The sequence below is a fragment of the Streptomyces afghaniensis genome, from assembly GCF_044327915.1.
Classification (GTDB): Bacteria; Actinomycetota; Actinomycetes; order Streptomycetales; family Streptomycetaceae; genus Streptomyces; species Streptomyces afghaniensis.
In genome coordinates, this window is the sequence record NZ_JBIRGJ010000005.1 from 594233 (window position 1) to 619554 (window position 25322).

A 25322-nucleotide genomic window follows, 5' to 3' on the forward strand; every position below is an offset into this window, starting at 1 on the left:
GAGGGGCAGCCCACCGGGTGGACCGTCAAGTACCAGCCGAGGAACCCGAGATCGAGGAAAGGACGTCGAGGCGCCCCTCGGCCGCGGTGACCTCCCAGCGGCGGGCGTACGGGGCACCTCCCGGACCGGTGTCGGCGAGCAGCAGCCCAGCGGATCCGACCAGGACGGGGGCGAGGGTCCGGCCCACGCGGTGCGGCAGGGTCGAGCGGTGCAGCGTCCAGCGGTGGCCCACGACCCGGCCGAGTGACACCTCGCAGTCGAGGATCTGCCGGGCCCGGCCGAGGTCTCCGGCTCCCGCCACCAGTTCCGCCAGCGGGGCGTGGGCCGGCAGCGGCTCGGGACGGCTGCGGGCGTAGCCGAACCACGTTCGCGTGCGCACCAGCAGGGCGATGGCGCCGGAGTCCGGATCCGCCAACTCCACGGCCGCGCAGGGCAGGCCGGCGCCCGCGCCGGGAAGCCAGTGTTCGGTGTACGGAGCGTGCAGGCCTGTCTCCACCAGCATCGGTCCCCGCCAGGTCAGCACCCCGGCGTCCGGAACGGGCGTGGGCGCGAAGTCGACGGCGCGGTTCCAGTGGAAGGCACCGTCGGCGTGGTGCAGCCGCCCGGCGAACCCCTCCTGCCGAGCCAGGTCGAGCAGCTGTCCGAAGGTGAGGTCACCGAGACTTCGACTGCCTTGGGGGTGCGGCCGGTCAGCGGCCTGACGCAGGTCGGCGTAGCGGGTGGGGCCCTGGAGCCAGGTGACGGTGCTGGTGACATCGCGGCTGCCGTCGCCCTCGACAAGAAGGGAGCGATGCCAGGCCCCCGTCAGTTCGGCGAGGACAGGACTGGTGTGTGGCACGCGTCCAGCAAAACGGCGGCCTGTTACCGCCCTGGCACTGTCGCATTACGTTCCCTTCCCCGATGCCGCTGGTGGTGCCGCGCCCGGGCAGTCCCCGTGCGGCGCGTTCCCGTTCATACCCGGGTACGGACGTGCCCCGGAGTTCTGTGTCCCAGTCGCATGGCCGAGCGCCATGACCGCCCACCAGCCTGGTCGCAACCGCCGGGTGACCGGGTGCGCAGGACACTGTCCGACGGGCCCCGGCCGCCCCGAGACTCTTGCTGGAGGACCCATGGAATCGTCGAGGCCGACGAACCGCGCCGTGCGCGAGGCGCTCATCGAGAGGCTGGGGAGACGGGGCTTCTTGCGCGCCGCGGCAGCGGTGACCGGAGCCGCCGGGAGCCTGCTGGGCGCCCAGGCCGCTTCGGCCGCGCCGGGTTCCCCGTCCGCCGCCGCGCCTTCCCTCTTCCCCCGCGAGATCCTGCAGCCCGGCAAGGGACCCATCCACGGGCAGCATTACCTCCCCTCCCTGCCGGACCAGGTGCGGTGGGGCTACGTGCCGGCTCTGGACAGCGAGCCCGTGGCGCGGATGCGGTCGGGGGAGACGATCACCGTGGACGCGGTGTCGCACGAGGGCATCCTGGAAGACCAGGGCCGCGACCCGGTGGCGTACTTCGGCCGGCAGGGAGTACCGCGCGACCAGGTGCTCGACGACGCCGTCGCGATCGCCGCTGACTACTCCCGCACCGAGCGCGACTTCGACGTGGACGGCCCGCACGTGGTCACGGGGCCGGTCTACGTGGAGGGCGCCGAGCCGGGAGACGTCCTGAAGGTCGAGATGCTCTCGATGCTGCTGCGCGTACCGTACGGAGTCGTCTCCAGCCGCCACGGCAAGGGCGCCCTGCCCCGGCTCGCCGGAGGCGGCGTGCCGGCGGGGATCACCCTGGAGGAGATCATGCCGCCGGTGGGCACGGACGGGCGAGCCACAGGTGATCCCACCCGATACGGCGACGTCTCGGTCTTCACACCGGTGCGCCGCGGGCGGGACGGCGTGCCCAGCGGTGTGCTGCCGCGCGGCGGTTCCGGTGAAGTGGTGTTTCCGCTGCACCCGTTCATGGGGATGATGGGTGTGGCGTTCGCCCCCGCCGACACCCTCACCGCCCCCTCGCTGAACTCCATCCCGCCCACGCTCGGCGGCGGCAACATCGACATCAACCTGCTAGGCATAGGTGCCACCTTCTTCCTTCCCGTGTACGCCGAAGGGGCGCTGTTCTACACCGGTGACTCGCACATGGCGATGGGCGACGGCGAGGTGGCGCTGACCGCCATGGAGGGGTCCCTGCGTGCCACGTTCCGGCTCACCGTGTGCAAGGCGGGTTCGGGCGACGCGCCTTCGGTCGCCTTCCGCTACCCGTTCGCCGAGACCCCTGACGCCTGGGTGCCCATCGGACTCTCCGACCCGGACGGCTCCCGGAACGGCCAGATCAGCGACCTGAACATCGCGATGCGCAGGGCGGTGGTCAACGCACTGGACTTCCTCCAGGACGACCTCGGCATGGACCGGGCGGTCGCCTACGCCTACCTGTCCGCGGCGGCCGACTTCGAGATCTCGCAGGTCGTCGACCGCACCGTGGGCGTGCACGGGGTCATCCGCAAGGACCACTTCACCGCCCAGTAGGTACAAGACATCCCAAGTGACACCCGGATACACGAAGTTAACTTCCGGGACCCAGGCGTGAGACCCGTCCACCCCACCATCGCAATACCTGTCACTCGACAGGTATCCCTGATCGATCGGAGGTGCCGCGATGGGCCGGCCTGAACTCGCCCCTGAGCAGGGCCCCGACGGTGGCGTCACGAGCAGTTCCGCTCCCGTCGGCTACCAGCAGGAACTTCGCCGGGGGGTGGGCAGCTTCGCGTCGTTCGCCGCGGGCTTCTCCTTCGTGTCGATCCTCACCACCGTCTTCCAGCTGTTCGGCCTCGGCTTCGGCCTCGGTGGGGCGGCCTTCTTCTGGACCTGGCCGCTGGTCTTCGCGGGCCAGCTGCTGGTCGCGCTCTGTTTCGCCGAACTGGCGGCACGCTGGCCCATCTCCGGGGCGATCTACCAGTGGTCGAGCCGGCTGGCCGGCACCACGACGGGCTGGTTCGTCGGCTGGATCATGATCATCGGTCAGATCCTCACCGTCGCGGCGGCCGCGATCGCGGCGCAGGCGGTACTGCCGGGCATCTGGTCCGGATTCCAGATCGTCGGCGGAGCGGGAGCCGATCCGTCGGTCGGCTCCCCGACCGGCGCGCAGAACGCGGTCCTCCTGGGCTGCCTCCTGCTGGTGATCACCACCGTGGTGAACATCCTCGGCATCCGCCAGATGGCCGCCGCCACCAGCGTCGGCGTGGCGGTCGAGATCGTCGGCGTGATCGCACTGGTGCTGGTGCTCTTCTTCCTGCCCGAGCGGGGCCCGGAGGTGGTGGCCCACACCACCGGCTGGGCCGGAGACGGCGGTTACTTCGGGGCCTTCCTCGCGTCCTCGCTGATGGCGGCGTACGTCATGGTCGGCTTCGACTCGGCGGGCGAACTGGCGGAGGAGACGCACAGCCCGCGCCGGACCACTCCCCGGACCATCCTGCGGGCACTGGTCCTCTCGGGCGTCGGCGGCGCGCTGCTGATCCTCTCGGGACTCATGGCGGCGAGCAGCCTGACCGACGGGAAGCTCGCCACCGGCGGTCTCTCCTGGGTGCTCACCGACCGGCTCGGAGACGTCCTGGGCCGGCTGCTGCTGTGCTGCGTCGCGGTGGCGGTGTTCGCCTGCACCCTCGCCGTGCAGACCTCCGGCGCACGGATGATCTACTCCATGGCCCGCGAGGGCGCCCTGCCGTTCCACCGGCACCTCGGCAAGGTGTCGGCCCGTACCGGTACGCCGATCACCACATCGGTCGTCGTGGGCGTGGGCGCCGCGATCGCGCTCGTGGTCAACCTCCGCCAGGCGGCGATCTTCACCGCCCTCGCCAGCCTCTGCATCGCCATGCTGTACCTGGCCTATCTGGGCGTGACGCTGCCGCAGTTGGTCGCCCGGTTCCGGCACCGGGGGCTCCCGGCGGGCGTCGACGAGACGGGCCGGCCGCTGTTCTCGCTGGGGCGCTGGGGCCTGGCGGTCAACACGCTCGCCGTGCTCTACCAGATCGGCATGACGGTCAACCTGATCTGGCCCCGCCCGGAGATCTACGACCTCACCGACGGCACGTGGTGGCTGCGGTGGAGCGCCCTGCTGTTCATCGGGCTCAGCCTCGCCGTCGGCGCCGCCTACTTCCTCGCCCGCCGGCTGCACCGCCGCATCGAGTTGAGGCACGTACCCCACACGCACGTCGAGCCGCCCGCCCAGGAGACCGCAGCCGTCGCCGAGCCCGCCTGAGCCGTTCCGAGGCCCTGACGACGTAACCACGAAGGGATGACGGGACATCCATGACCACAGCCGAAGAGCCGACGACCACCGCACCGCACGACCAGGACCCCACCGGGCCGTCCCCCGCCGGAGTCCGTGATCTGCACCAGACCGACAGTGTCCGAAGTGCCCAGGACGACGCCCGCGCCCAGAGCGGGCAGGCGAGCGACTGGATGCCGTACCTCCCGGCGTCCGGCAGCCCGCACTGCCCGCCGGGCGTGGACCCGGCCGCCCTGGTGTGGGCGGAGACGGTGGCGCCCGGCGGCTACACCCACAAAGTCCTCGCCCGCGGCACCCGGCTGCGCTTCGACGACCCGACCGGTGACGCCTGCGCCCACCTGCTGCTCTTCAACGCCCTGGAACCGGTCGAGCGGCTCAACGTGGCCGACACCCAGAAGATCCCCTGGCAGGCCTACCTGGGCGAGAACCATCCGCTGCTGTCCGGCGACGGCCGGATCCTGGCCGTGGTCACCGGTGACTCCTCCGGCCGGCACGACGCCTTCTGCGGCACCACCACCGACGCCTGGAACGAACGCAAGTACGGTGACGCCCGGCCCCACGGGCCGTCCCCGTCCGGCCGCGGACTCTTCCTCAAGGCGGCCGCCAAGCACGGCCTGTCCCGGCGCGATCTGCCGCCCAGCCTCTCCTTCTTCCAGGGAGTACGCGTCGAGGCGGACGGCGCCCTCGCCTGGCGGGGCAGCGCCGGTCCCGGCACGTATGTCGAACTCGTCGCGGAGATGCCCCTGTTGGTGCTGATCGCCAACGTCGCCCACCCGCTGGACCCGCGCCCCGACTACGTCGTCGGGCCGCTGCGCGTGCACGCCTGGCGCTCCGCCGCCACCGGCCCGGGCGATCCGCGGTTCACCGCCACGCCCGAGCTGCACCGGGCGTACCTCAACACCGTCGACTACTGCGAAGCCCGGGGGCTGTGACATGGCGACCAGTCAGACCGAGAGCACGTCGACTACGTACCCGACATACCCGACCACCTCGGGCGGCTCCCTCGCCTCCACCGTCCCGGTCGGCGCGGTGTACGACGAGGGCTCCACCCTGGACTGGGGAGCGAGCCTGGTGGAGGGCACCGTCGTCCTGGACGAGAAGGTCGCCCCCAACGCGCCCTGGTCGGCGGTCGTGAAGGAGGGGCACGTCCTGACCATCGTCGACGTCGGCGGCAACCAGTCGGCCGACTGCCTGCTCTACAACGCCGACGACCCCGAGGAGCGCTACAGCGTCCCCGACACCCTCGCCTGGCAGGGCAACGCCTACGTGCGCACGGGCACCGTGCTGCGCAGCAACGAGGGCCGCCCGCTGATGACCGTCGTCGCCAACGAGATCGACCGGCAGGACACCATCGGCGGCGCATGCGGCAAGGAGTCCAACACCCTGCGCTACGGCCACCACGTGATGTTCCATCACGGCTGCCGCGAGAACTTCCTAGCCGAGGCCGGCCGGCGCGGTCTGGGGGTGCGGGACATCGTCTCCAACCTCAACTGGTTCATGAACGTGCCCGTCGAGGCGGACGGCGCGCTGGGCATCGTGGACGGCATGTCGGCGCCCGGCCGCCGGGTCGCGGTGCGCGCCGAGACGGACGTCCTGGTGATGGTGTCCAACTGCCCGCAGATGAACAACCCGTGCAACGACTTCAACCCGACCCCGCTGCGGATGATCGTCGTGGACCCGCAGAGCGCCGACAGCCCGGCGAGCCCTGTCGCGGGCCGCCTCGGGTTCGCAAGCACCCCGGAGGACGCCGCGTGAGTCGCCCCACCGCTGTCCTCGTCGCCAACCGCGGTGAGATAGCCCGCCGTGTCATCCGCACCGCCCGGAAGATGGGCCTCGGCACCGTCGCCGTCTTCTCCGACGCCGACCGGGCCGCCCCGCACGTCCGCGAGGCCGACCACGCCGTCCACCTGGGTCCGGCGCCCGCACGCGACTCGTATCTGCGCGGCGACGCGATCATCGAGGCCGCGCTCACCCATGGCGCCGGAATCATCCACCCGGGCTACGGCTTCCTCTCCGAGAACGCCGCCTTCGCCCGTGCCGTCGAGGAGGCCGGCCTGCGTTTCGCGGGCCCGACCGCCGACCAGATCACCGCCTTCGGCGAGAAGCACACCGCCCGCGCCCTCGCCAAGGCGGCCGGAGTACCGCTGCTGGCCGGGACGGAACTGCTCGCGAGCGCCGAGGAGGCCGTAGCCGCGGCCGAGTCGATCGGGCTGCCCGTGATGGTCAAGGCCACCGGCGGTGGCGGTGGCATCGGCATGCGGGCCTGCGCCACCACCGACGAAGTGCGCGAAGCCTTCGCCGCCGTGGCGGCGCTCGCCACGTCCAACTTCGGGTCGGCCGGGGTGTTTCTGGAGCGCCTGGTGCGCCCGGCCCGCCACGTCGAGGTGCAGGTCTTCGGCGACGGCACCGGCCGGATCGCCGTGTTCGGCGACCGCGACTGCTCGCTGCAGCGCCGCAACCAGAAGGTGATCGAGGAGGCCCCGGCCCCGGCCCTGCCCGGCCATGTCCGCGACCTGCTGCGGGACTCGTCGCACCGGCTGCTCGCCTCGATCGGGTACCGCGGCGCGGGGACCGTGGAGTTCGTCTACGACCCGGTGCGCGAGGAGGCCGCCTTCCTGGAGGTCAACACCCGGCTCCAGGTCGAGCACCCGGTGACCGAGGAGGCGTACGGCGTCGACCTCGTCGAACTCATGCTCACCCTGGCCCGCGACGGCAGGGTCGACGACGAGGTGTTCGACCGGGAGTGGACGCCCACCGGCCATGCCGTGGAGGCCCGCGTCTACGCCGAGGACCCCGGCAAGGACTCGGCTCCCTCCCCGGGCCTGATCACCCGGGCGGCCTTCCCCGGCCAGGGCGCCGACGAGATGCCCGGCGTCCGCGTCGACGGCTACGCCGAGACCGGCCTGGAGGTCTCGCCGTACTACGACCCCATGCTCGCCAAGGTGATCGCCAAGGGCCACGACCGCGACACCGCGTTCGACGTGCTCGGCCGGGCCCTGGCCGCCAGCCGGGTCGACGGCGTCGTCACCAACCTCGGTCTGCTGCGCTCGCTGACCGTGCGGGACGAGGTGCGCGGGGCCGTGCACAGCACCAGCACCCTCGCCACCACCGCCGATCCCGAGCCGCGCATCGACGTCCTGGTGCCGGGAGCGATGACCACCGTCCAGGACCTTCCCGGCCGGCTCGGCCACTGGCATGTCGGCGTGCCGCCGAGCGGGCCCTTCGACCCCGTCTCCTTCGCCGAGGCCAACCTGGCCGTCGGCAACCCGGCCGGGGCGCCCGCGCTGGAGGTCACCGCGGGCGGGCTGACCCTGCGCTTCTCGGCCGCCTGCGTGGTCGCCGTCACCGGCGCCCCCGTCCCGGTCACGGTGGACGGCACCGCGGCGGCCCTGTGGGAGCCGGTACCGGTCCCGGCCGGTGGCACCCTGGTCCTCGGCGCCTGCCACGGCCCCGGCCTGCGCAGCTACGTGGCCGTCCAGGGCGGCCTCGACGTACCCGAATACCTGGGCAGCGCCTCGACCTTCACCCTCGGCGGCTTCGGCGGGCACGGCGGGCGCGCCCTGCTCGCCGGAGACGTCCTGCGGCCTGGAGCCGGAGCAACCACCAGTGGCGGCCCGACCCCGCCCGAGCGCCGGCCCGCGATCCCCTCCCACTGGCGGATCGGTGTCACCGAAGGCCCGCACGCGGCGCCCGAGTTCTTCACCCGCGACGACATCGACACCCTCTACGCCACCGACTACCGGGTGCACCACAACTCGGCCCGCACCGGCATCCGCCTGATCGGGCCCAAACCCCAGTGGGCCCGCCAGGACGGCGGCGAGGCCGGGTTGCACCCCTCCAACATCCACGACACGCCGTACGCGGTGGGCTCCCTCGACTTCACCGGCGACACGCCCATCGTCCTGGGCCCCGACGGGCCGTCCCTCGGCGGTTTCGTCTGCCCCGCGGTGGTCGCCAGCGGCGAACTGTGGAAGCTCGGTCAGCTCCGCCCCGGCGACACCGTCCGCTTCGTACCGGTCAGGGAAGCCGAGGCCGCCGCCCTGGACGCCCGCCGTGCCTCGCCCGCGCTGATCAGCGCGGGCGGAGACGGTGACGACGGCATTCTCGGCCGTCTGGAGGCCACCGACGACCGCCCCTCGGTCACCTACCGCCGGGCCGGCGACGACAACGTCCTCGTCGAGTACGGCCCCATGGTGCTGGACCTCGGCCTGCGGATGCGCGTGCACGCCCTGCAGGAGGCCCTCGCCGCGCACGCTCCCGACGGCATCGTCGACGTCACCCCGGGCATCCGCTCCCTGCAGATCCACACCGACGCCCGCCGGCTGAAGGCCGGCGACCTCACCGTCCTGCTGCGCGAGCTGGAGGACGAAGTGGCGCCCACGAACGAGCTGGTGGTCCCCTCCCGCACGGTGCGGCTGCCGCTGAGCTGGGACGATCCGGCGACCCGGCTCGCCATCGAGCGGTACATGGCGGGCGTGCGCGACGACGCCCCCTGGTGCCCGTGGAACATCGAGTTCATCCGCCGCGTCAACGGCCTGGACACCGCCGACGACGTCTACCGCACCGTCTTCGACGCCTCCTACCTGGTGCTCGGCCTCGGCGACGTCTATCTCGGCGCCCCCGTCGCCACCCCGCTCGACCCCCGGCACCGCCTGGTGACCACCAAGTACAACCCGGCACGCACCTGGACCGCGGAGAACTCCGTGGGCATCGGCGGCGCCTATCTGTGCATCTACGGCATGGAGGGTCCCGGCGGCTACCAGTTCGTCGGCCGCACCGTGCAGATCTGGAACCGGTTCCGCAAGGGCGGGCTGTTCGAGGACTCGCCGTGGGCGCTGCGCTTCTTCGACCGCATCGAGTGGTATCCCGTCACCGCGGAGGAACTGCTCGAACTGCGCGCCGAGACCGACGCCGGCCGCGGCGCCTTCCAGACGGAGGAGGGGGTTTTCTCGATCGCCGAGTACAACGCCTTCCTGTCCGCCGAGGCCGACTCGATCGCCGCGTTCCGGAAGCGGCAGAGCGCCGCGTTCGAGGCCGAGAAGGAACGCTGGCGGGCCGCCGGCGAGTTCGACCGGGACGACGATCCCGGACCGGCCGCGAGTGCCGTCGCGGTCACCGTCCCGGACGGCGCGGTCCCGGTCACCGCGCCGTTCACCGCCACCGTCTGGCAGACCGTCGCCGAGCCGGGCGCCGTCGTCGCCGAGGGTGACCCGATCCTCTCCCTGGAGGCGATGAAGATGGAGTCGAAGGTGAGCGCCCCCGCCGCCGGCACACTGCTGGCGATCTACGTGAAGCCCGGCGAACAGGTCGCCCCCGGCCAGGTCCTCGCGGCGGTGAGGGCTGCATGAGCGCCATGACACCGGCCGCACGCGTCGAGGCCGCCTACGACCGCATCGAGAGCGCCGGCCGGCCCGAGATCTGGATCCACCTCAGGCCCCGTGACGAGGTGCTCGCCGAGGCGGCCGGGATCGACCCGGCGCTGCCGCTGGCCGGCCTGGTCGCGGCCGTCAAGGACAACATCGACGTGGCCGGCCTGCCCACGACCGCGGGCGCCCCCTCGTACGCCTACCGGCCGGGGGCCGACGCGCCCGCGGTGGCGCGGCTGCGCGCGGCGGGCGCGGTGGTGCTCGGGAAGACCAACCTGGACCAGTTCGCCACCGGCCTGGTCGGCACCCGCAGCCCCTACGGCGCGGTCCGCAACGCCTGGGACACCGCCCGCATCTCCGGCGGGTCGTCCTCAGGCTCCGCCGTCGCGGTCGCGTTGGGCATCGCCGACATCGCGCTCGGCACCGACACGGCCGGCTCCGGGCGGGTGCCCGCCGCCCTCAACGGCATCGTCGGGGTCAAGCCCACCAAGGGCCTGGTGCCCGTGACCGGGGTGGTCCCCGCCTGCGACACCCTCGACTGCGTGACCGTCTTCGCCCGCGACCTGCGGCTCGCCCGCATCGCCGCGGAGGTCGCCGAGGGACCCGACCCGGCCGACCCGCTCTCCCGCACCGGCCCCCAACTCCCGCCGCCACCCGCGCGCCCCAAGGTCGCCGTCCCGGCCCCAGAGCACCTGGCGGGCATGGCCGAAGGCTGGCGCGAGGCCTTCGACGCCGCGGTAGCCCGCCTGGCGAGCACCGGAACGGACATCGTCGAGGTCGACATCACTCCACTCCTTCAGGCCGCGGAACTGCTGTACGGCGGCGCGTTCGTCGCCGCGCGGTACGCCGCCGTGGGCGAGCACCTGGAGAAGCACCGCGACCTGATCGGTACGGACCTCGACCCCACCGTCGCCGCCATCGTGCTGGCCGGCCGGGAGAAGACCGCCGCCGACTGGGTCGCGGACACCGCCCGGCTCGCCGCCCTCGGCGCCGCCGGACGCGAGGCCCTCGACGGCTGCGTGGCGCTCCTGACCCCGACCACCACCTGGCACCCCACCCTCGACGAGGTGGCGGCCGATCCGGTCGGCGCCAATGCCCGGATGGGGCGCTTCACCAACTTCGCCAACCTGCTCGACTACGCCTCGCTCGCCGTTCCCGCCGGGTTCGTGGACGGTCTGCCGTTCGGCGTGATGTTCACCGGCCCGGCGTTCTCCGACCGCGCCCTGGCCGCCCTGGCCGAGCGGCTCGCGGACCCGGGGCTCGACCTGTTCGTGGTGGGTGCCCACCTCACGGGGCAGCCGCTCAACGCCCAGTTGGTGCAGGCGGGCGGCACGCTGGTGGGCCCGGCCCGCACCGCAGGCGGCTACCGGCTGTACGCCCTGGCCACCGAACCGCCCAAGCCGGGCCTGGTCCGGGTGCCGGAGAGCTGGCCGGGCACCGGGCCGGGCAGGGACACGGCAGCGGACGGCGGGGCGGGAAGAGGCATCGAGGGCGAGATCTGGCGGCTGCCGGCTTCGGGGTTCGGGGCGTTCACCGCCGCCGTTCCCGCGCCGATGACCATCGGCACCGTCGAGTTGGCCGACGGGCAGCAGGTCAGCGGCTTTCTCGTGGAGCCGTACGCCGTCGAAGGGGCTCCCGACATCACCCACTTCGGCGGCTGGCGGGCCTACACCGCGTCCGCGTGACCGTCGGGCGAGAGGGCCGAGCCCCCGTGCCGGGCACGGCAGAGGCCCGCCACCCAGGTGACAGGATGGAACCATGTCGATCACGCGTCCCCGCCAGGGCAGGCCCCGGCACACGCCGCCGTCCGACCCTGGCACCTCGGCCCGGGAACAGATCCTCGACGCCGCCGGGGCGCTCTTCGTGGAACGCGGGATCGCCAGCACCAGCACCCGGATGATCGCCGAACGCGTGGGCATCAGGCAGGCCTCGCTCTACTACCACTTCGCCACCAAGGAGGAGATCCTCGCCGAGCTGCTGGCCACCTCCGTGCGGCCCAGTCTGCAGATGGTGGAGCGGATCCAGGCACTCGTGCCCGCACGGGCGACTCCGGCCGCGGCGCTCTACGCGGTGGCCGCGATGGACGTACGCACCCTCAGCCGCACTCCGTACAACATCGGCACCCTCTATCTGCTCCCGGAGGTGCGGACCGAGCGGTTCGACGCCTTCCGCGCCGAGCGGGGCCGGCTGCAGGAGAGCTACGGCACTCTCGGCGCCCTGGCGGCGGCCGAGGGTGTCGCCCGCACCCTGCCCGCCGAGCGGCTCGGCGAACTGCTGATCCAGTTGGTGGAGGTCGTCATCCAGATACGGCGTTCCCGTGCGCCGGAGGCGGCCGACACGGAGGCCATCGCGTCGTCGTGCCTGCGGCTGTGCGGGCTCGGCGAGTCGGAGGTGGCCGCCGCCAGGGACGAGTCACAGGTCCTGCTGAGCCGCTTGGAATGATGGCTCCGGCGTGAAACGGCTGCCTGACTCCAGGCAGATTCCTGAATTACTTCCGCCCGCCCTACAACCCTCGGTGCCCCCCGCGAGTCTCCCTAGAGCCTCCCCCCGCTTCATTTCGCAAATGTCATCCGGCATTTGGCACACTCGGAGCGTTCATAGTGATAACCGGCATCAAGGGCGTACGTATCCGCAGAACCGCAGCTGTCGCCGGCGCCGGCGCGCTGCTCGCGGGCGGCGCCCTGACCGCGCCCGCGCAGGCGGCGACCGCGCCCTCGGTCAGCGCCAAGGGCGCGTTCATGCTCAACAGCGCGACGGGCTCCACGCTCTACAGCAAGTACGCCGACACCAAGCGGCCCATGGCGAGCACCACCAAAATCATGACGGCTCGCGTCGTGCTGAGCACCCCCGACCTGAACCTCGACCGGAAGATCACCATCAAGCAGGTTTACCGGGACTACGTCACCGCCAAGGGCGCGAGCACCGCGGATCTCAAGACCGGCGACAAGGTCACCATCCGCCAGTTGCTCCACGCGATGCTGCTGCCGTCCGGCTGCGACGCCGCGATGGCCCTCGCGGACACGTTCGGCACCGGTACGACCGTCTCGGCGCGGACCAAGTCGTTCATCAGCAAGATGAACGCCAAGGCGGGCACCCTCGGCCTGACCAACACGCACTTCGACTCGTTCGACGGCAACTCGACGCAGAACACGAACTACACGACGCCGCGCGACCTAGCCAAGCTCGCGCGCAGCGCGATGAAGTACTCGACGTTCGCGGGCATCGTGAAGAAGCCGAAGACGGTCCAGTACGCGACGACCAGCACCGGCGGCACCCGCACGTACACCTGGTACAACACCAACCAGCTGCTGGGCTCGTACAGCGGCGCGATCGGGGTGAAGACGGGTACCAACACGCCGTCCGGCCCCTGCCTCGTCTTCGCCGCGACCCGCAACGAGAAGACGGTCATCGGCGTGCTCCTCAACGACCAGTACCGCTATACGGACGCCGCCAAGCTGCTGGACTACGCCTTCGGCACCAGCTCGGCGAGCACCATGCGGCTGCGCACCCTGCCGACGGGCGCACAGAGGGACTGACCTGAGCTGACGGCAGTGTTCACCGTGGGGGCCGGCCCCCACGGTGAACGGGGCCGGCCGGTCGCCGGTCTGCTGAGTGTCTACTTCTCCCAGATCCTGCGGTATGCCTCGCGGTAGCCCTCCGAGTCCCAGGACAGTGCGCCGCCGCTGGTGGCGGCGGTGGTGACGTGGACGGGGGCGACGTATCCGCTGGCCGGTTTGCCGGCGAAGGCACGGTTGAACTCGTCGATGATCTGCCAGCCCTGTTCGGACAGCGGTTCCGGCACGGTGGCGGCCTGGAACTCCTTGCTGTTGATGCGCTGGAAGGCCGAGGGGTCGCCGTCACCGGCCCCGATGTTGTGCGGAGCACCGTCGCCCTGCCTGCCTGCGGCACGCAGGGCGGGGGCCGCGTGGTCGAAGTACAGGTCGTTGATGGCGGCGGAATGGGTCCACCTGTCGCCGAAGCGGGAGGCCAGGGAGGCGACCCTCTTGGTGGTGAGGCTGCCCGCCTGCGGGATGGGGACGTTCTCGTAGCTCAGCAGTTTGACGCCGGAGCAGGTGGCGAGTTCCTTCTTGATCAGATCCGACTTGCGCTTGGCGAAGGGGATCGTGGCGTCGGTGAACAGGACGACGCCCGCGCGACCGTTGGACCGGGCGATGATCCAATCGGCGCTGATCTCCGCGACTTCCTCGACCTTGGTGGTGATGTTGCTGAACAGCTTCGGATTCTCGCTGGGGCCGGGAGCAGCGACGGCGTGCCAGCCGATCAGCGGGATGCCGTCCGCGTTCGCCTGCTCGACCTGTGCGGCGATGGAGGTGGGATCGAAACCGCCGATGACGATGCCGTCGGGTTCGAGAGCCAGGGCCTCGGCGAAGGCCGCCTTGATTCCGGCGGGCGTGCCCTGGCCGTTGAGGGTGAGGACGCGCCAGTCGATGATGCCGGCGGCTTCCTGGACGCCCTTGGCGACGCCCGCCACGCCGGGATTGGTCAGGGTCTGGGCGATGTAGACGATGGTCTTGCCGGGGACGGCTCGGGGCCCGCTGGTCGGCCCGGACCAGGGGGCGTTGACGTCCTCGGCCGTCTTGACGGCCCGCTTGGCCTCGGCGAGGGCGGTGGGGCATCCGGGGCTGGACGAGCCGCCGGGGGAGGCGGCGACGGATCCGCCGGTGGTGGAAGCGCTCTCGCAGCCGGTGGCGAGGGTGATGGCGGCCGAGGCCAGGAGAGCTGTGGCCGTCACGGCCGCCTTGCGGGTGGGGTGCACGGGGGGTCTCCAACACGGTTCGAGAGAGGGCAGGGCCGGGCGGGGAGGCGGGGCGTGGGTCGGCGACGGTTCCCGCGCGTGGTCACAGTCGTGAGGATCAGGCCGACGACGGGAGGAGAGGACCGCAAGGCCGGTGGGCGACGAGGTCCGGCGGTGGCCCGAGTGGCGCCGGGCGGCGGCGCCTGCCGGAGCCGAGGGGCGCGTTCGACTGGCCTTGGTCCGCGCCAACGTCCGCACTGAGCACCGTGGATCGATCAGCGGTGTGCCGTACGACGGGCGCCTCACCGGGCGAAGCATTGCACTCGGGAGATACTTCGCAAACGTTCCGTCATTGATTCTTTATGGCCCAAACTTTGTCATGTCATGGTAAAAGCGGTACTCTCGCCCAGCTGGTTCCAGACACCTGGCGCGATCTCATCGTTCCTATCAGCGACGAAGACCGCGAAAGTGTCACGTCCGGTGCCGACCGGTCGGCGGTCCGTGAGCACGGGGTCCCCGTCACCGCTCAGCAGCACATCGAAGGAGGCCCGGGTGTCCGCCACCACAGGGAACCCACCGCACGCGCCGGACCCGCCCAGGCATGCCCGCCGGACTCCGCGGTTTCGCCGCAGGGCGGCGACCGTTCTCGACCGGTGGCCCTTCCGGCGTAAGCTCAACGTCCTGGTGATCGCGCCCATCGCGGTCGTCGGCGCACTGCTCGGAGTCGGCGCCTACGGCCAGGTGGAGCAGGCCCGGGACGCCGACCGGATCGCGGACCTGGTGCGCGACAGTGAACAGGTCGCGCGGCTCATCAACGACGTACAGGCCGAGCACCGGCAGGCGCTCCTGCTCTCCGTGCAGTACGACTCGGCCCGCCCCGGAGCCCCACTGCCGCCGACCTCCGACTACCGACGGGCACAGCGGAGCACCGACGCGCAAGCCGCCGCCGTGCGTTCGGCGTTCGCCTCCGGCCTGCCGCCCGAGGAGGCGCAGGCTCTCGACTACATCCGCGGCCTCGGTGTCCTGCGCGAGAAACTCGAACGGGGCTATGTCCCCGCCGCCAACATCGACCCGGCGTACGCCTCCGCGGTCGAGTACCTGATCGACGGCATCGGCCTGGGGCGCTACTCCGGCACCTCGTCGTCCTCGGTCGTGACCATCCTGGACACGGTGCTGCGCGCCGACGCGTCCCACGCGGCCTTCGAGAGCGCCGTGTTCTCCGCCCAGACCAGGGACGCCAACGCCCTCACCGAGTACAGCCGGGCGGTCGGCGCCCGCAAGCTCTACGACCACCAGTTGGACCGGTTCGAGCGCATCGCCACACCCGCGCAGGTCCTGCGCATGGACGGCATGCGGCGCAGTGCCGAACAGTACGGTGTGGAAGCCCGGTTCGCGGAGCTCCAGATCGATCCCGGGGCCCTGCAGGGCCAGACGCCGACGCAGTTGCGCAAGGCGATCGCCGATGGGACCCGGCAGTCCGAAGCCCGACTCGGCATCACCAGGTCGCTGATCGAGCAGACCGCCGCCCGGGCCGACGCCGTCTCCGCGGACGCGCTGCGGAACGCCGTCTACCTGCTTGGACTGACTCTGCTCGGCTTCGCCGCCTGGCTGACCTTCTGTGTCCTGATCCGGCGTTCGGTCGTGCGCCCCCTGGAAGCCCTGACCCGCTCCGCCCAGGAGGTCGTCGACGTGGCGGGCGAGGAACTCGCCCGGGTCTCCGACGACGAGTCCGCTGACAGCACCCCCCTGCGACCGAGGTCGATCCCGGTCCCGGTCCGTGACGAGATCGGCGAACTGGCCGAGGCGTTCAACCAGGTTCAGGTCACCGCCGCCCAGCTGCTGGAGCGGCAGGTGCTCAGCCGGCGCAACGTCGCCGAGATGTTCGGCAACGTCGGCCGCCGGGTCAGCAATCTGACGACTCGTCAGCTCATGCTGATCGACGCCGTCGAACGCGAGGAGACCGACCCCGAACTGCTGGAACGGCTGTACAGCATCGACCACATCGCCGTACGCCTCCAGCGCAACGCCGACAGCCTGATGCTGCTCGCCGGAATCAGGGAGACCGGCGCGGAGGCCTGGCCGACCCCCCTGGCCAACGTCATCAGGGCGTCGCTCGGCCAGATCGAGGGCTACCAGCGGGTGTCCCTGCGGCCCGAGACGGAAGTCTCGGTCGCGCCCGACATCGTCGGTGACCTGACGCTGATGCTCGCCGAACTGCTCGAGAACGCGGTCGCGTTCTCGCCCTCCCATACCCCCGTCGAGGTGGCCGTCCGCCCCGGGACCGACGTCACCGAGGACGGCGGGGCGCTGATCGAGGTCATCGACCACGGCCTCGGCATGAGCGCGGAGCGCCTCGCCGAGGAGAACGCCCGGCTCGTGCGCCGGGAACGGCTCGACCTCGTGCCGACCAGGGTGCTCGGCCTCTTCGCGGTCGGCAGTCTTGCCCGGCGGTGGGGCGTGCGCGTGTCGCTCAGCCGTACGCCGGGCGGCGGGGTCACCGCAACCGTCTGGATCCCCGCCTCGCTCCTGCTGACCGTGAGTCCCGAGGACCGGGAAGACGCCGAGCAGCTCCTGGACGCCGATCAGCCCGCGGACGCCGAGCAGCCCGTGGGCACGGGCCCGATCGGAGCCGTGGCGGCGTTCCCGGTGAGGACCGGGCAGGAGACCGCCGCGCCCGCGCCGTCGCGCGTACCGGTCTCCGGCGCCGGTGCCACCGGGCGGTCGGCGGCCCCCTCGTCGCACGACGCGCTTCCCCGGCGCATCCCGGCGCGCACCTCCGCGGGACCGTCCATCACGGAGCGGACCATCGCGGAACGGACCGTCGAGGACGCCGGCGGGGAGCGGTCGGCGACCTCGGGCGAACGGCGTCCCGCAGAGGACTCACGGCCCCTGCGGCGGCGGGTACGGGGCGCGACACTCGCCACGACCTCGTCGCGGGGAGACCGGGGGGCGCCGACCGTGCGGCAGCCCGCCGACGCCGAGGCCGTCCGCTCGGAGCTCGACGAGTTCGAGGCGGCCGTACGCAGGGCGGAGCAGGACAGCGCTCATGCCCGGACGGAACCAGCACCATCGCACCATCAGCAATCCCAGAAGGAGTCCGGCAGTGACCACGTCGACAGCTGACAGCAGTTCCGAGCGGCCGGAACCCACCGATCTGCGCGCCGCCGCAGCCGATTTCACCTGGCTGCTGGACCGGTTCGCCACGGAGACCGCCGGTGTGGTCGACGCCATCGCCGTGTCGTCCGACGGCCTGCTGATCGCCGTCTCCCAGCTGCGTGAGCACGCCGACTCCGAGCGGCTCGCCGCGATCGTGTCCGGCCTGACGAGCCTCGCCGCGGGCGCATCCGGCAACTACGGGCTCGGCGGCCTCAACAAGGTCATCATCGACCTGGAGGGCGGCCATGTGCTGGTGTCGGCCATCGGCTGCGGCGCCGTCCTCGGGGTGGTGACCTCCAAGGAGGCGAAGCTCGGCAACATCGCCTACGAGATGACTCTCTTCGCCAACCGGGCCGGGGCCGCGCTCACCCCCCAGCTGGTGCTGGAGCTGAAGAACAGTGTCGGCGCGGCCCCGGCCGGCTGACCGTCCCCCGCCCGGGGCACGGGTACAGGCACTTCGGAAAGGGAGCGTGATGGCCGTCGGCGGACCAGCACACGACGCAGCGGGGCACGCCGGGGGCTCGCCGGACCCGGCCGTCGGCCGCGCCCCCGCGATCCGGCCGTTCCTGCTGACCGCAGGCCGGGTGTCGGGGGGCGGCGCGGGTTTGCCGATCCCGGTCGAGACCCAGCTGGTGTCGACCTCGGCGGGGCTCGCCGTCCTGCACTCGCTCACCTTCGAACATCACGACATCATCGCGGCCTGCCGGCGGCCGCAGTCGGTGGCGGAACTGGCCGCCGGGCTGCGACTGCACCTCAACGTGGTCCGCGTGCTGGCCGAGGACCTGCGTGCCGCAGGGCATCTGGCGGTCCACCGGCCGAACGCCGGGACCGCCCAGGATCTCTCCGTACTGCGAAGGGTTATCGATGGTCTTCGTGCCGTCCCCGACTCACGGGGGACACTCCGTGACACCAGTTGAACAGCCGCCGACGCCGGTCAAACTGGTCATCGCCGGCGGCTTCGGCGTCGGCAAGACGACGACCGTGGGCTCGATCTCCGAGATACGGCCGCTCACCACGGAGGCCGCGATCACCGAGGTCGCGGCAGGGGTGGACGATCTCACGCACACTCCGGGCAAGACCACCACCACGGTCGCCATGGACTTCGGCTGCATCACCATCGACCCGACGCTCAAGCTGTACCTGTTCGGCACCCCGGGCCAGGACCGGTTCGGCTTCATGTGGGACGACCTGGTGGAGGGCGCCCTGGGCGGCCTGGTGATCGTGGACACCCGCCGACTGGACGACTGCTACGCGGCGGTGGACTACTTCGAGCACAAGGACGTCCCCTTCGCGGTCGCCGTCAACGCCTTCGACGGGCAGGTCGAGCACGACCTCGACGAGGTGCGGTGGGCACTGGACATCGCCGAGCACGTTCCGCTGATCGTCTTCGACGCACGCAAGACGGGCTCGGTCCGCGACGCGCTGCTGGTCGTACTGGAAGTCGCCCTGGCCCGGGCCGAAGCGGCCGTGATGCCCCGAACCTGATTGCCGGACACAGCGCTGGATGCGGGCAGGTGATTGAGCGTCAAAGGCCGTTGTCAGTGCCTCCCCATAGAGTGGAGACATCACTCGGGGAGCCTCGAAGGGGGAGCACAAACATGCCCGCAAACAAGATCCAGCACAAGGTGAATCACGTCGCGCTGGTGGTGGACTGTTCGGGTTCAATGCGTCCGCACGAGAATCAACTCATTCGAGTCGTGGACGAGTTCGTGGCGGGGCTGAAGGCCGAATCGGACAGCCTCGGCCACGAGACCCGGATCAGCCTCTACTCCTTCGACCACAGGGTGGAGAATCTGGTCTGGGACATGGACGTCAAGCATCTTCCGTCCATGCGCGGGCTGTACCAGGTCGACAATGGGGCTACGGCCCTTATCGAGGCTTCTCTGAAGTCCCTTGACGATCTGGGGCACATCTGGGAGGAATACGGCGAGCACAGCTTCCTCCAGATCGTCGTGACGGACGGCGAGGAGAACGCCTCCGGCGGCGACCGGCGGCACGACGGCGACATGGCCATCCTTGGCCCCTGGCTCGACAAGATCACGGCGAAGATGGGCGGGCTGCCGGGTCATTGGACTTCCGCGATCCTCGTTCCGAACTCCCTGGCCAAGCGGACCGCCCAGAACTACGGTTTCCCGGCCGGGAACATCGCCATCTGGGATGCGGACTCCCAGAAGGGCGTCGAGGAGGCGATCGGCACCGTGCGCGCTGCCGCCACCAGCTTCCTGCGCGGGCGCGAGCAGGGGGTGCGCGGCACGAAGAACCTGTTCGCCGTCGGTCAGGACATATCGGTTGACGAGGTACGGGCGAATCTGGAACCGATTCCGGCCGACAAGTACCGCCTCCTGAAGGTCGACAAGGAGGCGGAGATACGCTCCTTCGTCAACTCCCATCCTGGCGTGACGTACGAACGTGGTTCGTGTTACTACCAGTTGGGCGCCCGGGCTCAGGTTCAGCAGAACAAGGAAGTCATCGTGGTGGAAAAGGACACCGACCGAGCCTATACGGGCGACGCTGCACGCAGCCTTCTTTTCGGTGCGGACGTCCGGGGAACCGTCTCGGTGAAAGCGGGGAACAACCCCAAGCTGGAGGTTTACGTACAGAGTCGTTCGGTCAACAGGAAGCTCAAGCCGAATACCCGTCTGCTCATCATGCTCTGAAATCAATGAGCTCTTGATCGTCACCGGGCAGGAGCCGTGCGACGTCAAGCCAGCCCGTGCTGCTTCGCGTACGCGTTGGCCACGTCCTCCGGGTCCTTCTTGTCCTTGTCCACCTGGCGGTTGAGCTCGGTGAGCTGGGCCGTGGTGAGGACGTTGCCGAGGCGGGCCAGGGCCTTGCGGACCGCGGAGTCGGCCTTGCGGTCGGCGATGAGCGGGACGACGTGCTGGCCGGGGATGAGGTTCTCGGGGTCCGTCAGCACCACCCAGTCGTTGGCCTGGATGTCGGTGTCCGTGGTGAAGAGGTTCGCCACGTCGACGTCGCCCTTCTTCAGGGCGCCTTTGACCAGGGGGCCGGAGGAGTCGAGGGACTTGAACTCCTTGAACTCCACTCCGTAGACGTCCTTGAGGCCGACCACACCCACCTGGCGCTTCTTCACCTCCGGCGCCGCGCCGATGACCAGCTTGCCGTTCTGCTTCTTCAGGTCGGCCAGGGACGCCAGGCCGTACTTCTTCGCCGTCTCCCGTGTGACCACGAAGGCGTCCGAGTCCTCCGCCATGCCGTACGGCAGTACCTGGAGGCCGGCGGGGAGCGCGACGGTGAGGGCGTTCTGCATCTCGCCCTCCTCGGTCGCCGTCGCCTTCGGGTCGAGGTAGTGCAGGAGGGCGCCCTGGTACTCGGGCAGGAGGTCGATGTCGCCGCCCTTGATCGCGGGGATGAGGATCTCGCGGGTGCCGAGGTTGGGGCGGACGTTCGTCCTGACGCCGGCTGCCGTGAGCACAGCCGCGTACAGGTACCCCAGCACCTGGTTCTCGGTGAAGTTGGCGGTGCCGATGGTGACTCCGCCCTTGCTGGAGCCGCCGCCGGAGGTCGTGCCCTGGTTGTCGAGGGTGGTGATGCCGCTCGCGCAGGCGGAGAGGGCGGGGACGGAGGCCGCTGCGAAGAGGCCGCCGAGGAGAGTGCGTCGGTTCATCGAGGGGTCCCTAGGCAGTGCGGTGTCGGAAGAGGAAGCGCTGGAGGGCGCTGAGCAGCAGATCGAGTACGACGGCCACGACGGCGACCAGCACCGCGCCGCCGAGCACCTGCACGAGGTCGCGCTGGGCCAGGCCGTCGAAGACGTACCGGCCGAGGCCGCCGAAGGAGACGTACGCGGCGATCGTGGCCGTGGCGACGACCTGGATGAGCGCCAGGCGCAGGCCCGTCATGATCAGAGGGAGGGCGAGCGGCAACTCGACGTGGAACAGGACCTGGTGGCCGCGCATGCCCTGCCCGCGCGCCGCGTCCTTCACGTCCGGGTCGACGGCGGTCATCCCGGCGTAGGTGTTGGTGACGATGGCCGGGACCGCCAGGGCGACCAGGGCGACGTAGACCGGGAGCATGGACAGTCCGCCGGCCAGGAAGACCAGGACGACCAGGCCGACGGTGGGCAGCGCGCGGCCGAACGAAGCCAGGTTGATCGCGAGGAACGCGCCCTTGCCGGTGTGGCCGATCAGCAGGCCCAGCGGGAGGCCGATGGCGGCCGCGATGAGCGTGGCGAGGAGGGAGTACTGGAGGTGTTCGGCGAGGCGGTGGGCGATGCCGTCCGAGCCGGACCACTGGGCGCCGCTGGTCAGCCAGCCGCCGAGGTTCTCGAAGAGTTCGTACATGTCAGGCTCGCCGCCTCCGCCACGGGGTCAGGACGTACTGGACGGCGACCAGGGCCGCGTCCGCGACCACGGCCAGGAGGATCGTGAGGACCACTCCCGCGATCACCGGCGTCGGGAAGTTGCGCTGGAAGCCGTCGGTGAAGAGCTGGCCGAGGCCGCCGTCCCCGATGTAGGTCGCGACCGAGACGAGGGAGATCGACATGACCGTCGCGATGCGGACGCCCGCCATGATCACGGGGAGCGCCAGCGGGAACTCGACCGTGAGGAGGGTGCGCAGGGGGCGCGTGCCCATCGCCTTCGCCGCCTCCTTCGTCTTCGCGGGGACCGAGTCGAGGCCCTCCACGGTGTTCCGGAGCAGCACGACCAGCGTGTAGACCGTCAGGCCGATCACGGTGGTGGTGCGGGTGAGGCCGCTGACCGGCAGCAGGAGCACGAAGATCGCGATCGACGGGATCGTGAACAGGACGTTCGAGATGCCGAGCAGGAAGCCCCGCAGGGGGCGGATCCGGTGGGCCACGACGGCCAGGGGGAGCGAGATCAGGACGCCGAAGAGGACGGCGGACAGGGCGGCCTGGAGGTGGGAGACCGTGAGGGTGGTGAGGTCGTCGGTGTGGTCGCCGATCCACGACCAGTCGATCGTCATGCGGCCACCCGGGCTTCCGTGTGGGCCTGCCCCGCGTGCTGGTGGATGTCGTCACGGGACGAGACGCCGGTGAGGACGCCGTCGGCGTCGACGCGGGCTATCAGGCCGGTGGGGGAGGAGACGGACTCGTTGAGGGCCGACAGCAGGGAGTCGTCGTCCCTGAGCGGTCGCACGGGGAGTTCGGCATCGCCCGAGGCCCAGTGCAGGGGCTTGTTCGCCGCGTCGAGTACGAGGGCCCACGGGCCGCCCTCCGGGGCCGGGCCTTGAGGGACGGCCGCCAGGGTCTTCAGCGAGAGCAGCTTCAGACCGCGCTCGGCGCCGAGGAAGTCGGCCACGAAGTCGTCGGCGGGGCGGGCCAGGAGCTCGGTGGGTGAGGCGCACTGGACCAGGTGGCCACCGGTACGGAAGATCGCGATCTGGTCGCCCAGCCGTACGGCCTCGTCGATGTCGTGGGTGACGAAGACGATGGTCTTGCTCAACTCCTTCTGAAGCCGGAGCAGTTCGTCCTGGAGCTGGGTGCGCACGACCGGGTCGACCGCGCCGAACGGCTCGTCCATGAGGAGCACCGGCGGGTCGGCGGCGAGCGCGCGGGCCACGCCGACGCGTTGCTGCTGGCCGCCGGAGAGCTGGTGCGGGTAGCGCTTGCCGGCCTCGGCCGACAGGCCCACGGTCTCCAGCAGCTCGGCCGCGCGGGCCCGGGCCTTCCTGCGGCCGTGGCCCAGGAGCAGCGGCACGGTGGCGATGTTGTCGAGCACCGTGCGGTGCGGGAAGAGGCCGGCCTGCTGGATGACGTATCCGATGGAGCGCCGCAGTTCGGCGGCGTCCTGCCGGGTGACGTCCTTGCCGCCGACGCGGATGGCGCCGGAGGTCGGCTCGACCATCCGGTTGATCATGCGCAGGGTGGTGGTCTTGCCGCAACCGGAGGATCCGACGAGAACGGTCACGCCGCCTTCCGCCATGTCGAGGGTGAGGTCGTGGACTGCTGTCGTGCCGTTGGGGAAGCGCTTGTGGACCGCGTCGAACTGGATCATGAGATGTCCCTTGCCCGGCTGTATAACGTCATGCAGAGTTCTCGGTACGTGAATAGGTTGTCAACGGGTTGGCGTTAATCCGACGTAACGGCTGACCGCCAGGCAAGATCGAATGTCCACCTTGAGGGGAGTTTGGGCGTGATGTCGTCTCAGATCGTGGACGCAGCCGGTGCTGTGTCTTCCGGGCATACCGGCCCAGTGGTCCTCGACGGGATCGGACTCCGGGTCGAGGACGTCGTGCGCCTCGCCGACAGGGCGGCGCGCCCGGTACCCGGGGCCGACGCGATGAAGCGGGTGGCGGAGTCCTGGGACGCCGCCCGGCAGATCGCCGCGACCGGACGCGTCTACGGCCGCTCCACCGGCGTCGGCGCCAACCGGAACGAGGACGTGCCCACCGAGGCGGCCGCCGAGCACGGCCTCCGGCTGCTGCGCAGCCACGCCGGCGCCATCGGGGAGGAGCTGCCCGCCCGCCAGGTCCGCGCGATGCTCGCCGTCCGCGCCAACCAGCTGCTGGCCGGGGGTGCGGGGCTCAGGCCGACCGTGGTCACCGCGCTGTGCGAGGCGCTGGAGAGCGGGGCGTATCCGGTCGTCAACGAGTTCGGATCGGTGGGTACCGGGGACATCGCGGCGCTGGCCCAGGTGGGACTCGCGTTGGCGGGGGAGCACCCGTGGCGCGAAGCGGGTTTCTCGGGCGGTGCTTTTGCCGAGCCGCGAGCTGTGGTCGGTGCCCCCGAGTCCCAGCACCTCGACAACAACGACGCCCTTGCCTTCATCAGCAGCAACGCCCTCACGCTCGGTCAGGCCGCGCTCGCCCTGCACGAACTGCGGGGGCTGCTGGAAGCCACCCAGGTCGTCGGCGCCCTGTCGGTGCTGGCGGTCGATGGGGCACACGAGGCGTACGCCGCCCCCGTGCACGCCGCCCGGCCGCACCGCGGCTCCCTCGAAGTCGCCCGGCAGATGCGGGAGTTGCTCGGCGCCCCCGACCGGCCCACCCCGCCGCTCGGTCGGCTCCAGGACCCGTACGGCTTCCGCTGTCTCCCCCAGGTCCACGGTCCCGCCCATGACGCGGCCGACGCGCTGGAAGAGGTCGTCGCGATCGAGATCAACGCGGCCGCCGAGAACCCGCTGATCACCCCCGAGGACATGGCGGCCTACCACCACGGCGGCTTCTACCAGTCCCAACTCGCCCTCGCCCTGGACCACTTCAGGCTGGCCCTCACCCAGGTCGCCCGGCTGTCGACGTCACGGCTCTCCACCCTCAACGAGCCCGCCTACACTCGCCTGCGCCCCTTCCTCGCCGACCACGAACCCGCCTCTTCCGGCGTCATGATCCTGGAGTACGCAGCCGGCGCCGCCCTCGGCGATCTGCGGGCCTTCTCGGCGCCCGCGTCCCTCGGCCACGCCGTACTCTCCCGAGGCGTCGAGGAACAAGCCAGCTTCGCCTCCCTCGCCGCACGTCAGACGCTGCGTGCGTGCGGTGCGTACCGTCTGGTCGTGGGCTGCGAACTCGTCGCCGCCGTAAGGGCGTTGCGCCAGCGTGAGCTCCGGCCCGATCCGGATCTTCCCGTGGGCCGCGCTCTGGAGCTCGCCCTGTCGGTACTCGACGAGGACCAGGCCGACCGGCCGCTCACGGATGACGTGACGGCGGCGGCCGCACTGCTCGACCGGTTCACGGCCATCTGGAGGAGGGCCGAGTGAAGGACCTCGCGCCACCGAGCATGCTGTCCGGCGTGTGTCCTGCTGGGCTGAATCAGGGTGAACCCATGGTTTCCCGCGGTTGAACCTTCTCGCCTGAGCGAAGTCGGGGCGTCGACG

20 protein-coding genes are annotated in these 25322 nt (G+C 71.0%); 14 read left to right on the forward strand and 6 right to left on the reverse strand.

Annotated features, from left to right (window positions below; all coding sequences use genetic code 11):
* Nucleotides 1-25: 25 nt before the first annotated feature.
* Nucleotides 26-838 (reverse strand): hypothetical protein, encoded by an 813-nt coding sequence (locus tag ACH4G3_RS21340; RefSeq protein ID WP_397625975.1) that lies wholly within the window; start codon nucleotides 836-838, stop codon nucleotides 26-28.
* Between the two features lie 271 nt (nucleotides 839-1109).
* Between ACH4G3_RS21340 and ACH4G3_RS21345 the strand changes: the two genes are divergently transcribed.
* The 8 genes from ACH4G3_RS21345 to ACH4G3_RS21380 all read left to right on the forward strand — a co-directional run bounded on the left by ACH4G3_RS21345 (nucleotide 1110) and on the right by ACH4G3_RS21380 (nucleotide 13156).
* Nucleotides 1110-2495, forward strand: a complete 1386-nt coding sequence (locus tag ACH4G3_RS21345) for an acetamidase/formamidase family protein (RefSeq protein WP_397625976.1) — start codon at nucleotides 1110-1112, stop codon at nucleotides 2493-2495.
* A gap of 130 nt (nucleotides 2496-2625) precedes the next feature.
* Complete coding sequence (locus tag ACH4G3_RS21350; RefSeq protein WP_397625977.1) at nucleotides 2626-4224, forward strand: amino acid permease; 1599 nt, start codon at nucleotides 2626-2628, stop codon at nucleotides 4222-4224.
* Between the two features lie 50 nt (nucleotides 4225-4274).
* Nucleotides 4275-5186 (forward strand): urea amidolyase associated protein UAAP1, encoded by a 912-nt coding sequence (locus ACH4G3_RS21355; RefSeq protein WP_397625978.1) that lies wholly within the window; start codon nucleotides 4275-4277, stop codon nucleotides 5184-5186.
* Nucleotide 5187: 1 nt separating this feature from the next.
* Nucleotides 5188-6009 (forward strand): urea amidolyase associated protein UAAP2, encoded by an 822-nt coding sequence (locus ACH4G3_RS21360; RefSeq protein ID WP_397625979.1) that lies wholly within the window; start codon nucleotides 5188-5190, stop codon nucleotides 6007-6009.
* Nucleotides 6006-9602: an urea carboxylase gene (gene uca, locus ACH4G3_RS21365; RefSeq protein ID WP_397625980.1), complete on the forward strand. Its 3597-nt coding sequence runs from the start codon at nucleotides 6006-6008 to the stop codon at nucleotides 9600-9602. The genes ACH4G3_RS21360 and uca overlap by 4 nt, the downstream gene beginning before the upstream one ends.
* Before the next feature lie 5 nt (nucleotides 9603-9607).
* Nucleotides 9608-11305: an allophanate hydrolase gene (locus ACH4G3_RS21370; RefSeq protein WP_397626183.1), complete on the forward strand. Its 1698-nt coding sequence runs from the start codon at nucleotides 9608-9610 to the stop codon at nucleotides 11303-11305.
* 73 nt (nucleotides 11306-11378) lie between these two features.
* A complete protein-coding gene (locus ACH4G3_RS21375) occupies nucleotides 11379-12062 on the forward strand; it encodes a TetR/AcrR family transcriptional regulator (protein ID WP_397625981.1) in 684 nt (227 codons plus the stop codon).
* A gap of 158 nt (nucleotides 12063-12220) precedes the next feature.
* On the forward strand, nucleotides 12221-13156 hold the full coding sequence (locus ACH4G3_RS21380; RefSeq protein WP_397625982.1) for a D-alanyl-D-alanine carboxypeptidase family protein: 936 nt from the start codon (nucleotides 12221-12223) through the stop codon (nucleotides 13154-13156).
* An 80-nt stretch (nucleotides 13157-13236) separates the two neighbouring features.
* On the opposite strand, the gene ACH4G3_RS21385 is transcribed toward ACH4G3_RS21380, so the two are convergent.
* A complete protein-coding gene (locus tag ACH4G3_RS21385) occupies nucleotides 13237-14397 on the reverse strand; it encodes a substrate-binding domain-containing protein (RefSeq protein ID WP_397625983.1) in 1161 nt (386 codons plus the stop codon).
* A 531-nt stretch (nucleotides 14398-14928) separates the two neighbouring features.
* Here ACH4G3_RS21385 and ACH4G3_RS21390 point away from each other — a divergent pair.
* The 5 genes from ACH4G3_RS21390 to ACH4G3_RS21410 all read left to right on the forward strand — a co-directional run bounded on the left by ACH4G3_RS21390 (nucleotide 14929) and on the right by ACH4G3_RS21410 (nucleotide 20189).
* Nucleotides 14929-17499: an ATP-binding protein gene (locus ACH4G3_RS21390; protein WP_397625984.1), complete on the forward strand. Its 2571-nt coding sequence runs from the start codon at nucleotides 14929-14931 to the stop codon at nucleotides 17497-17499.
* Nucleotides 17480-17956: a roadblock/LC7 domain-containing protein gene (locus ACH4G3_RS21395; RefSeq protein WP_274814499.1), complete on the forward strand. Its 477-nt coding sequence runs from the start codon at nucleotides 17480-17482 to the stop codon at nucleotides 17954-17956. Before ACH4G3_RS21390 ends, ACH4G3_RS21395 begins: the two co-directional genes overlap by 20 nt.
* A gap of 49 nt (nucleotides 17957-18005) precedes the next feature.
* The gene (locus tag ACH4G3_RS21400; RefSeq protein WP_397625985.1) at nucleotides 18006-18449 is read left to right on the forward strand and encodes a DUF742 domain-containing protein; all 444 of its coding nucleotides are present in this window, start codon (nucleotides 18006-18008) and stop codon (nucleotides 18447-18449) included.
* Complete coding sequence (locus ACH4G3_RS21405) at nucleotides 18397-19017, forward strand: GTP-binding protein (RefSeq protein WP_397625986.1); 621 nt, start codon at nucleotides 18397-18399, stop codon at nucleotides 19015-19017. Before ACH4G3_RS21400 ends, ACH4G3_RS21405 begins: the two co-directional genes overlap by 53 nt.
* 113 nt (nucleotides 19018-19130) lie before the next feature.
* Nucleotides 19131-20189 (forward strand): vWA domain-containing protein, encoded by a 1059-nt coding sequence (locus ACH4G3_RS21410; protein WP_397625987.1) that lies wholly within the window; start codon nucleotides 19131-19133, stop codon nucleotides 20187-20189.
* 44 nt (nucleotides 20190-20233) lie between these two features.
* Here ACH4G3_RS21410 and ACH4G3_RS21415 read toward each other — a convergent pair whose 3' ends face one another.
* The 4 genes from ACH4G3_RS21415 to ACH4G3_RS21430 are packed head-to-tail and all read right to left on the reverse strand — an operon-like array spanning nucleotide 20234 to nucleotide 23507.
* Nucleotides 20234-21160: an ABC transporter substrate-binding protein gene (locus ACH4G3_RS21415; protein WP_397625988.1), complete on the reverse strand. Its 927-nt coding sequence runs from the start codon at nucleotides 21158-21160 to the stop codon at nucleotides 20234-20236.
* A 10-nt stretch (nucleotides 21161-21170) separates the two neighbouring features.
* Complete coding sequence (locus ACH4G3_RS21420) at nucleotides 21171-21833, reverse strand: ABC transporter permease (protein ID WP_397625989.1); 663 nt, start codon at nucleotides 21831-21833, stop codon at nucleotides 21171-21173.
* 1 nt (nucleotide 21834) lies between these two features.
* Complete coding sequence (locus tag ACH4G3_RS21425) at nucleotides 21835-22476, reverse strand: ABC transporter permease (protein WP_243381700.1); 642 nt, start codon at nucleotides 22474-22476, stop codon at nucleotides 21835-21837.
* Complete coding sequence (locus ACH4G3_RS21430) at nucleotides 22473-23507, reverse strand: ABC transporter ATP-binding protein (RefSeq protein ID WP_397625990.1); 1035 nt, start codon at nucleotides 23505-23507, stop codon at nucleotides 22473-22475. Before ACH4G3_RS21430 ends, ACH4G3_RS21425 begins: the two co-directional genes overlap by 4 nt.
* Nucleotides 23508-23648: 141 nt before the next feature.
* Here ACH4G3_RS21430 and ACH4G3_RS21435 point away from each other — a divergent pair, with 141 nt between their 5' ends.
* Nucleotides 23649-25205 (forward strand): aromatic amino acid ammonia-lyase, encoded by a 1557-nt coding sequence (locus ACH4G3_RS21435; protein WP_397625991.1) that lies wholly within the window; start codon nucleotides 23649-23651, stop codon nucleotides 25203-25205.
* The last annotated feature ends 117 nt before the right edge of the window (nucleotides 25206-25322 follow it).

Excerpts from the sequence above, each read along its gene's own strand:
- ACH4G3_RS21350 (WP_397625977.1), top strand. The coding sequence starts at position 2,626 with ATGGGCCGGCCTGAACTCGCCCCTGAGCAGGGCCCCGACGGTGGCGTC.
- ACH4G3_RS21415 (WP_397625988.1), bottom strand. The coding sequence starts at position 21,160 with ATGAACCGACGCACTCTCCTCGGCGGCCTCTTCGCAGCGGCCTCCGTC.
- ACH4G3_RS21375 (WP_397625981.1), top strand. The coding sequence starts at position 11,379 with ATGTCGATCACGCGTCCCCGCCAGGGCAGGCCCCGGCACACGCCGCCG.
- ACH4G3_RS21355 (WP_397625978.1), top strand. The coding sequence starts at position 4,275 with ATGACCACAGCCGAAGAGCCGACGACCACCGCACCGCACGACCAGGAC.
- ACH4G3_RS21370 (WP_397626183.1), top strand. The coding sequence starts at position 9,608 with ATGACACCGGCCGCACGCGTCGAGGCCGCCTACGACCGCATCGAGAGC.
- ACH4G3_RS21360 (WP_397625979.1), top strand. The coding sequence starts at position 5,188 with ATGGCGACCAGTCAGACCGAGAGCACGTCGACTACGTACCCGACATAC.
- ACH4G3_RS21405 (WP_397625986.1), top strand. The coding sequence starts at position 18,397 with ATGGTCTTCGTGCCGTCCCCGACTCACGGGGGACACTCCGTGACACCA.
- ACH4G3_RS21430 (WP_397625990.1), bottom strand. The coding sequence starts at position 23,507 with ATGATCCAGTTCGACGCGGTCCACAAGCGCTTCCCCAACGGCACGACA.
- ACH4G3_RS21435 (WP_397625991.1), top strand. The coding sequence starts at position 23,649 with ATGTCGTCTCAGATCGTGGACGCAGCCGGTGCTGTGTCTTCCGGGCAT.
- ACH4G3_RS21345 (WP_397625976.1), top strand. The coding sequence starts at position 1,110 with ATGGAATCGTCGAGGCCGACGAACCGCGCCGTGCGCGAGGCGCTCATC.
- ACH4G3_RS21410 (WP_397625987.1), top strand. The coding sequence starts at position 19,131 with ATGCCCGCAAACAAGATCCAGCACAAGGTGAATCACGTCGCGCTGGTG.
- ACH4G3_RS21425 (WP_243381700.1), bottom strand. The coding sequence starts at position 22,476 with ATGACGATCGACTGGTCGTGGATCGGCGACCACACCGACGACCTCACC.
- ACH4G3_RS21400 (WP_397625985.1), top strand. The coding sequence starts at position 18,006 with ATGGCCGTCGGCGGACCAGCACACGACGCAGCGGGGCACGCCGGGGGC.
- ACH4G3_RS21420 (WP_397625989.1), bottom strand. The coding sequence starts at position 21,833 with ATGTACGAACTCTTCGAGAACCTCGGCGGCTGGCTGACCAGCGGCGCC.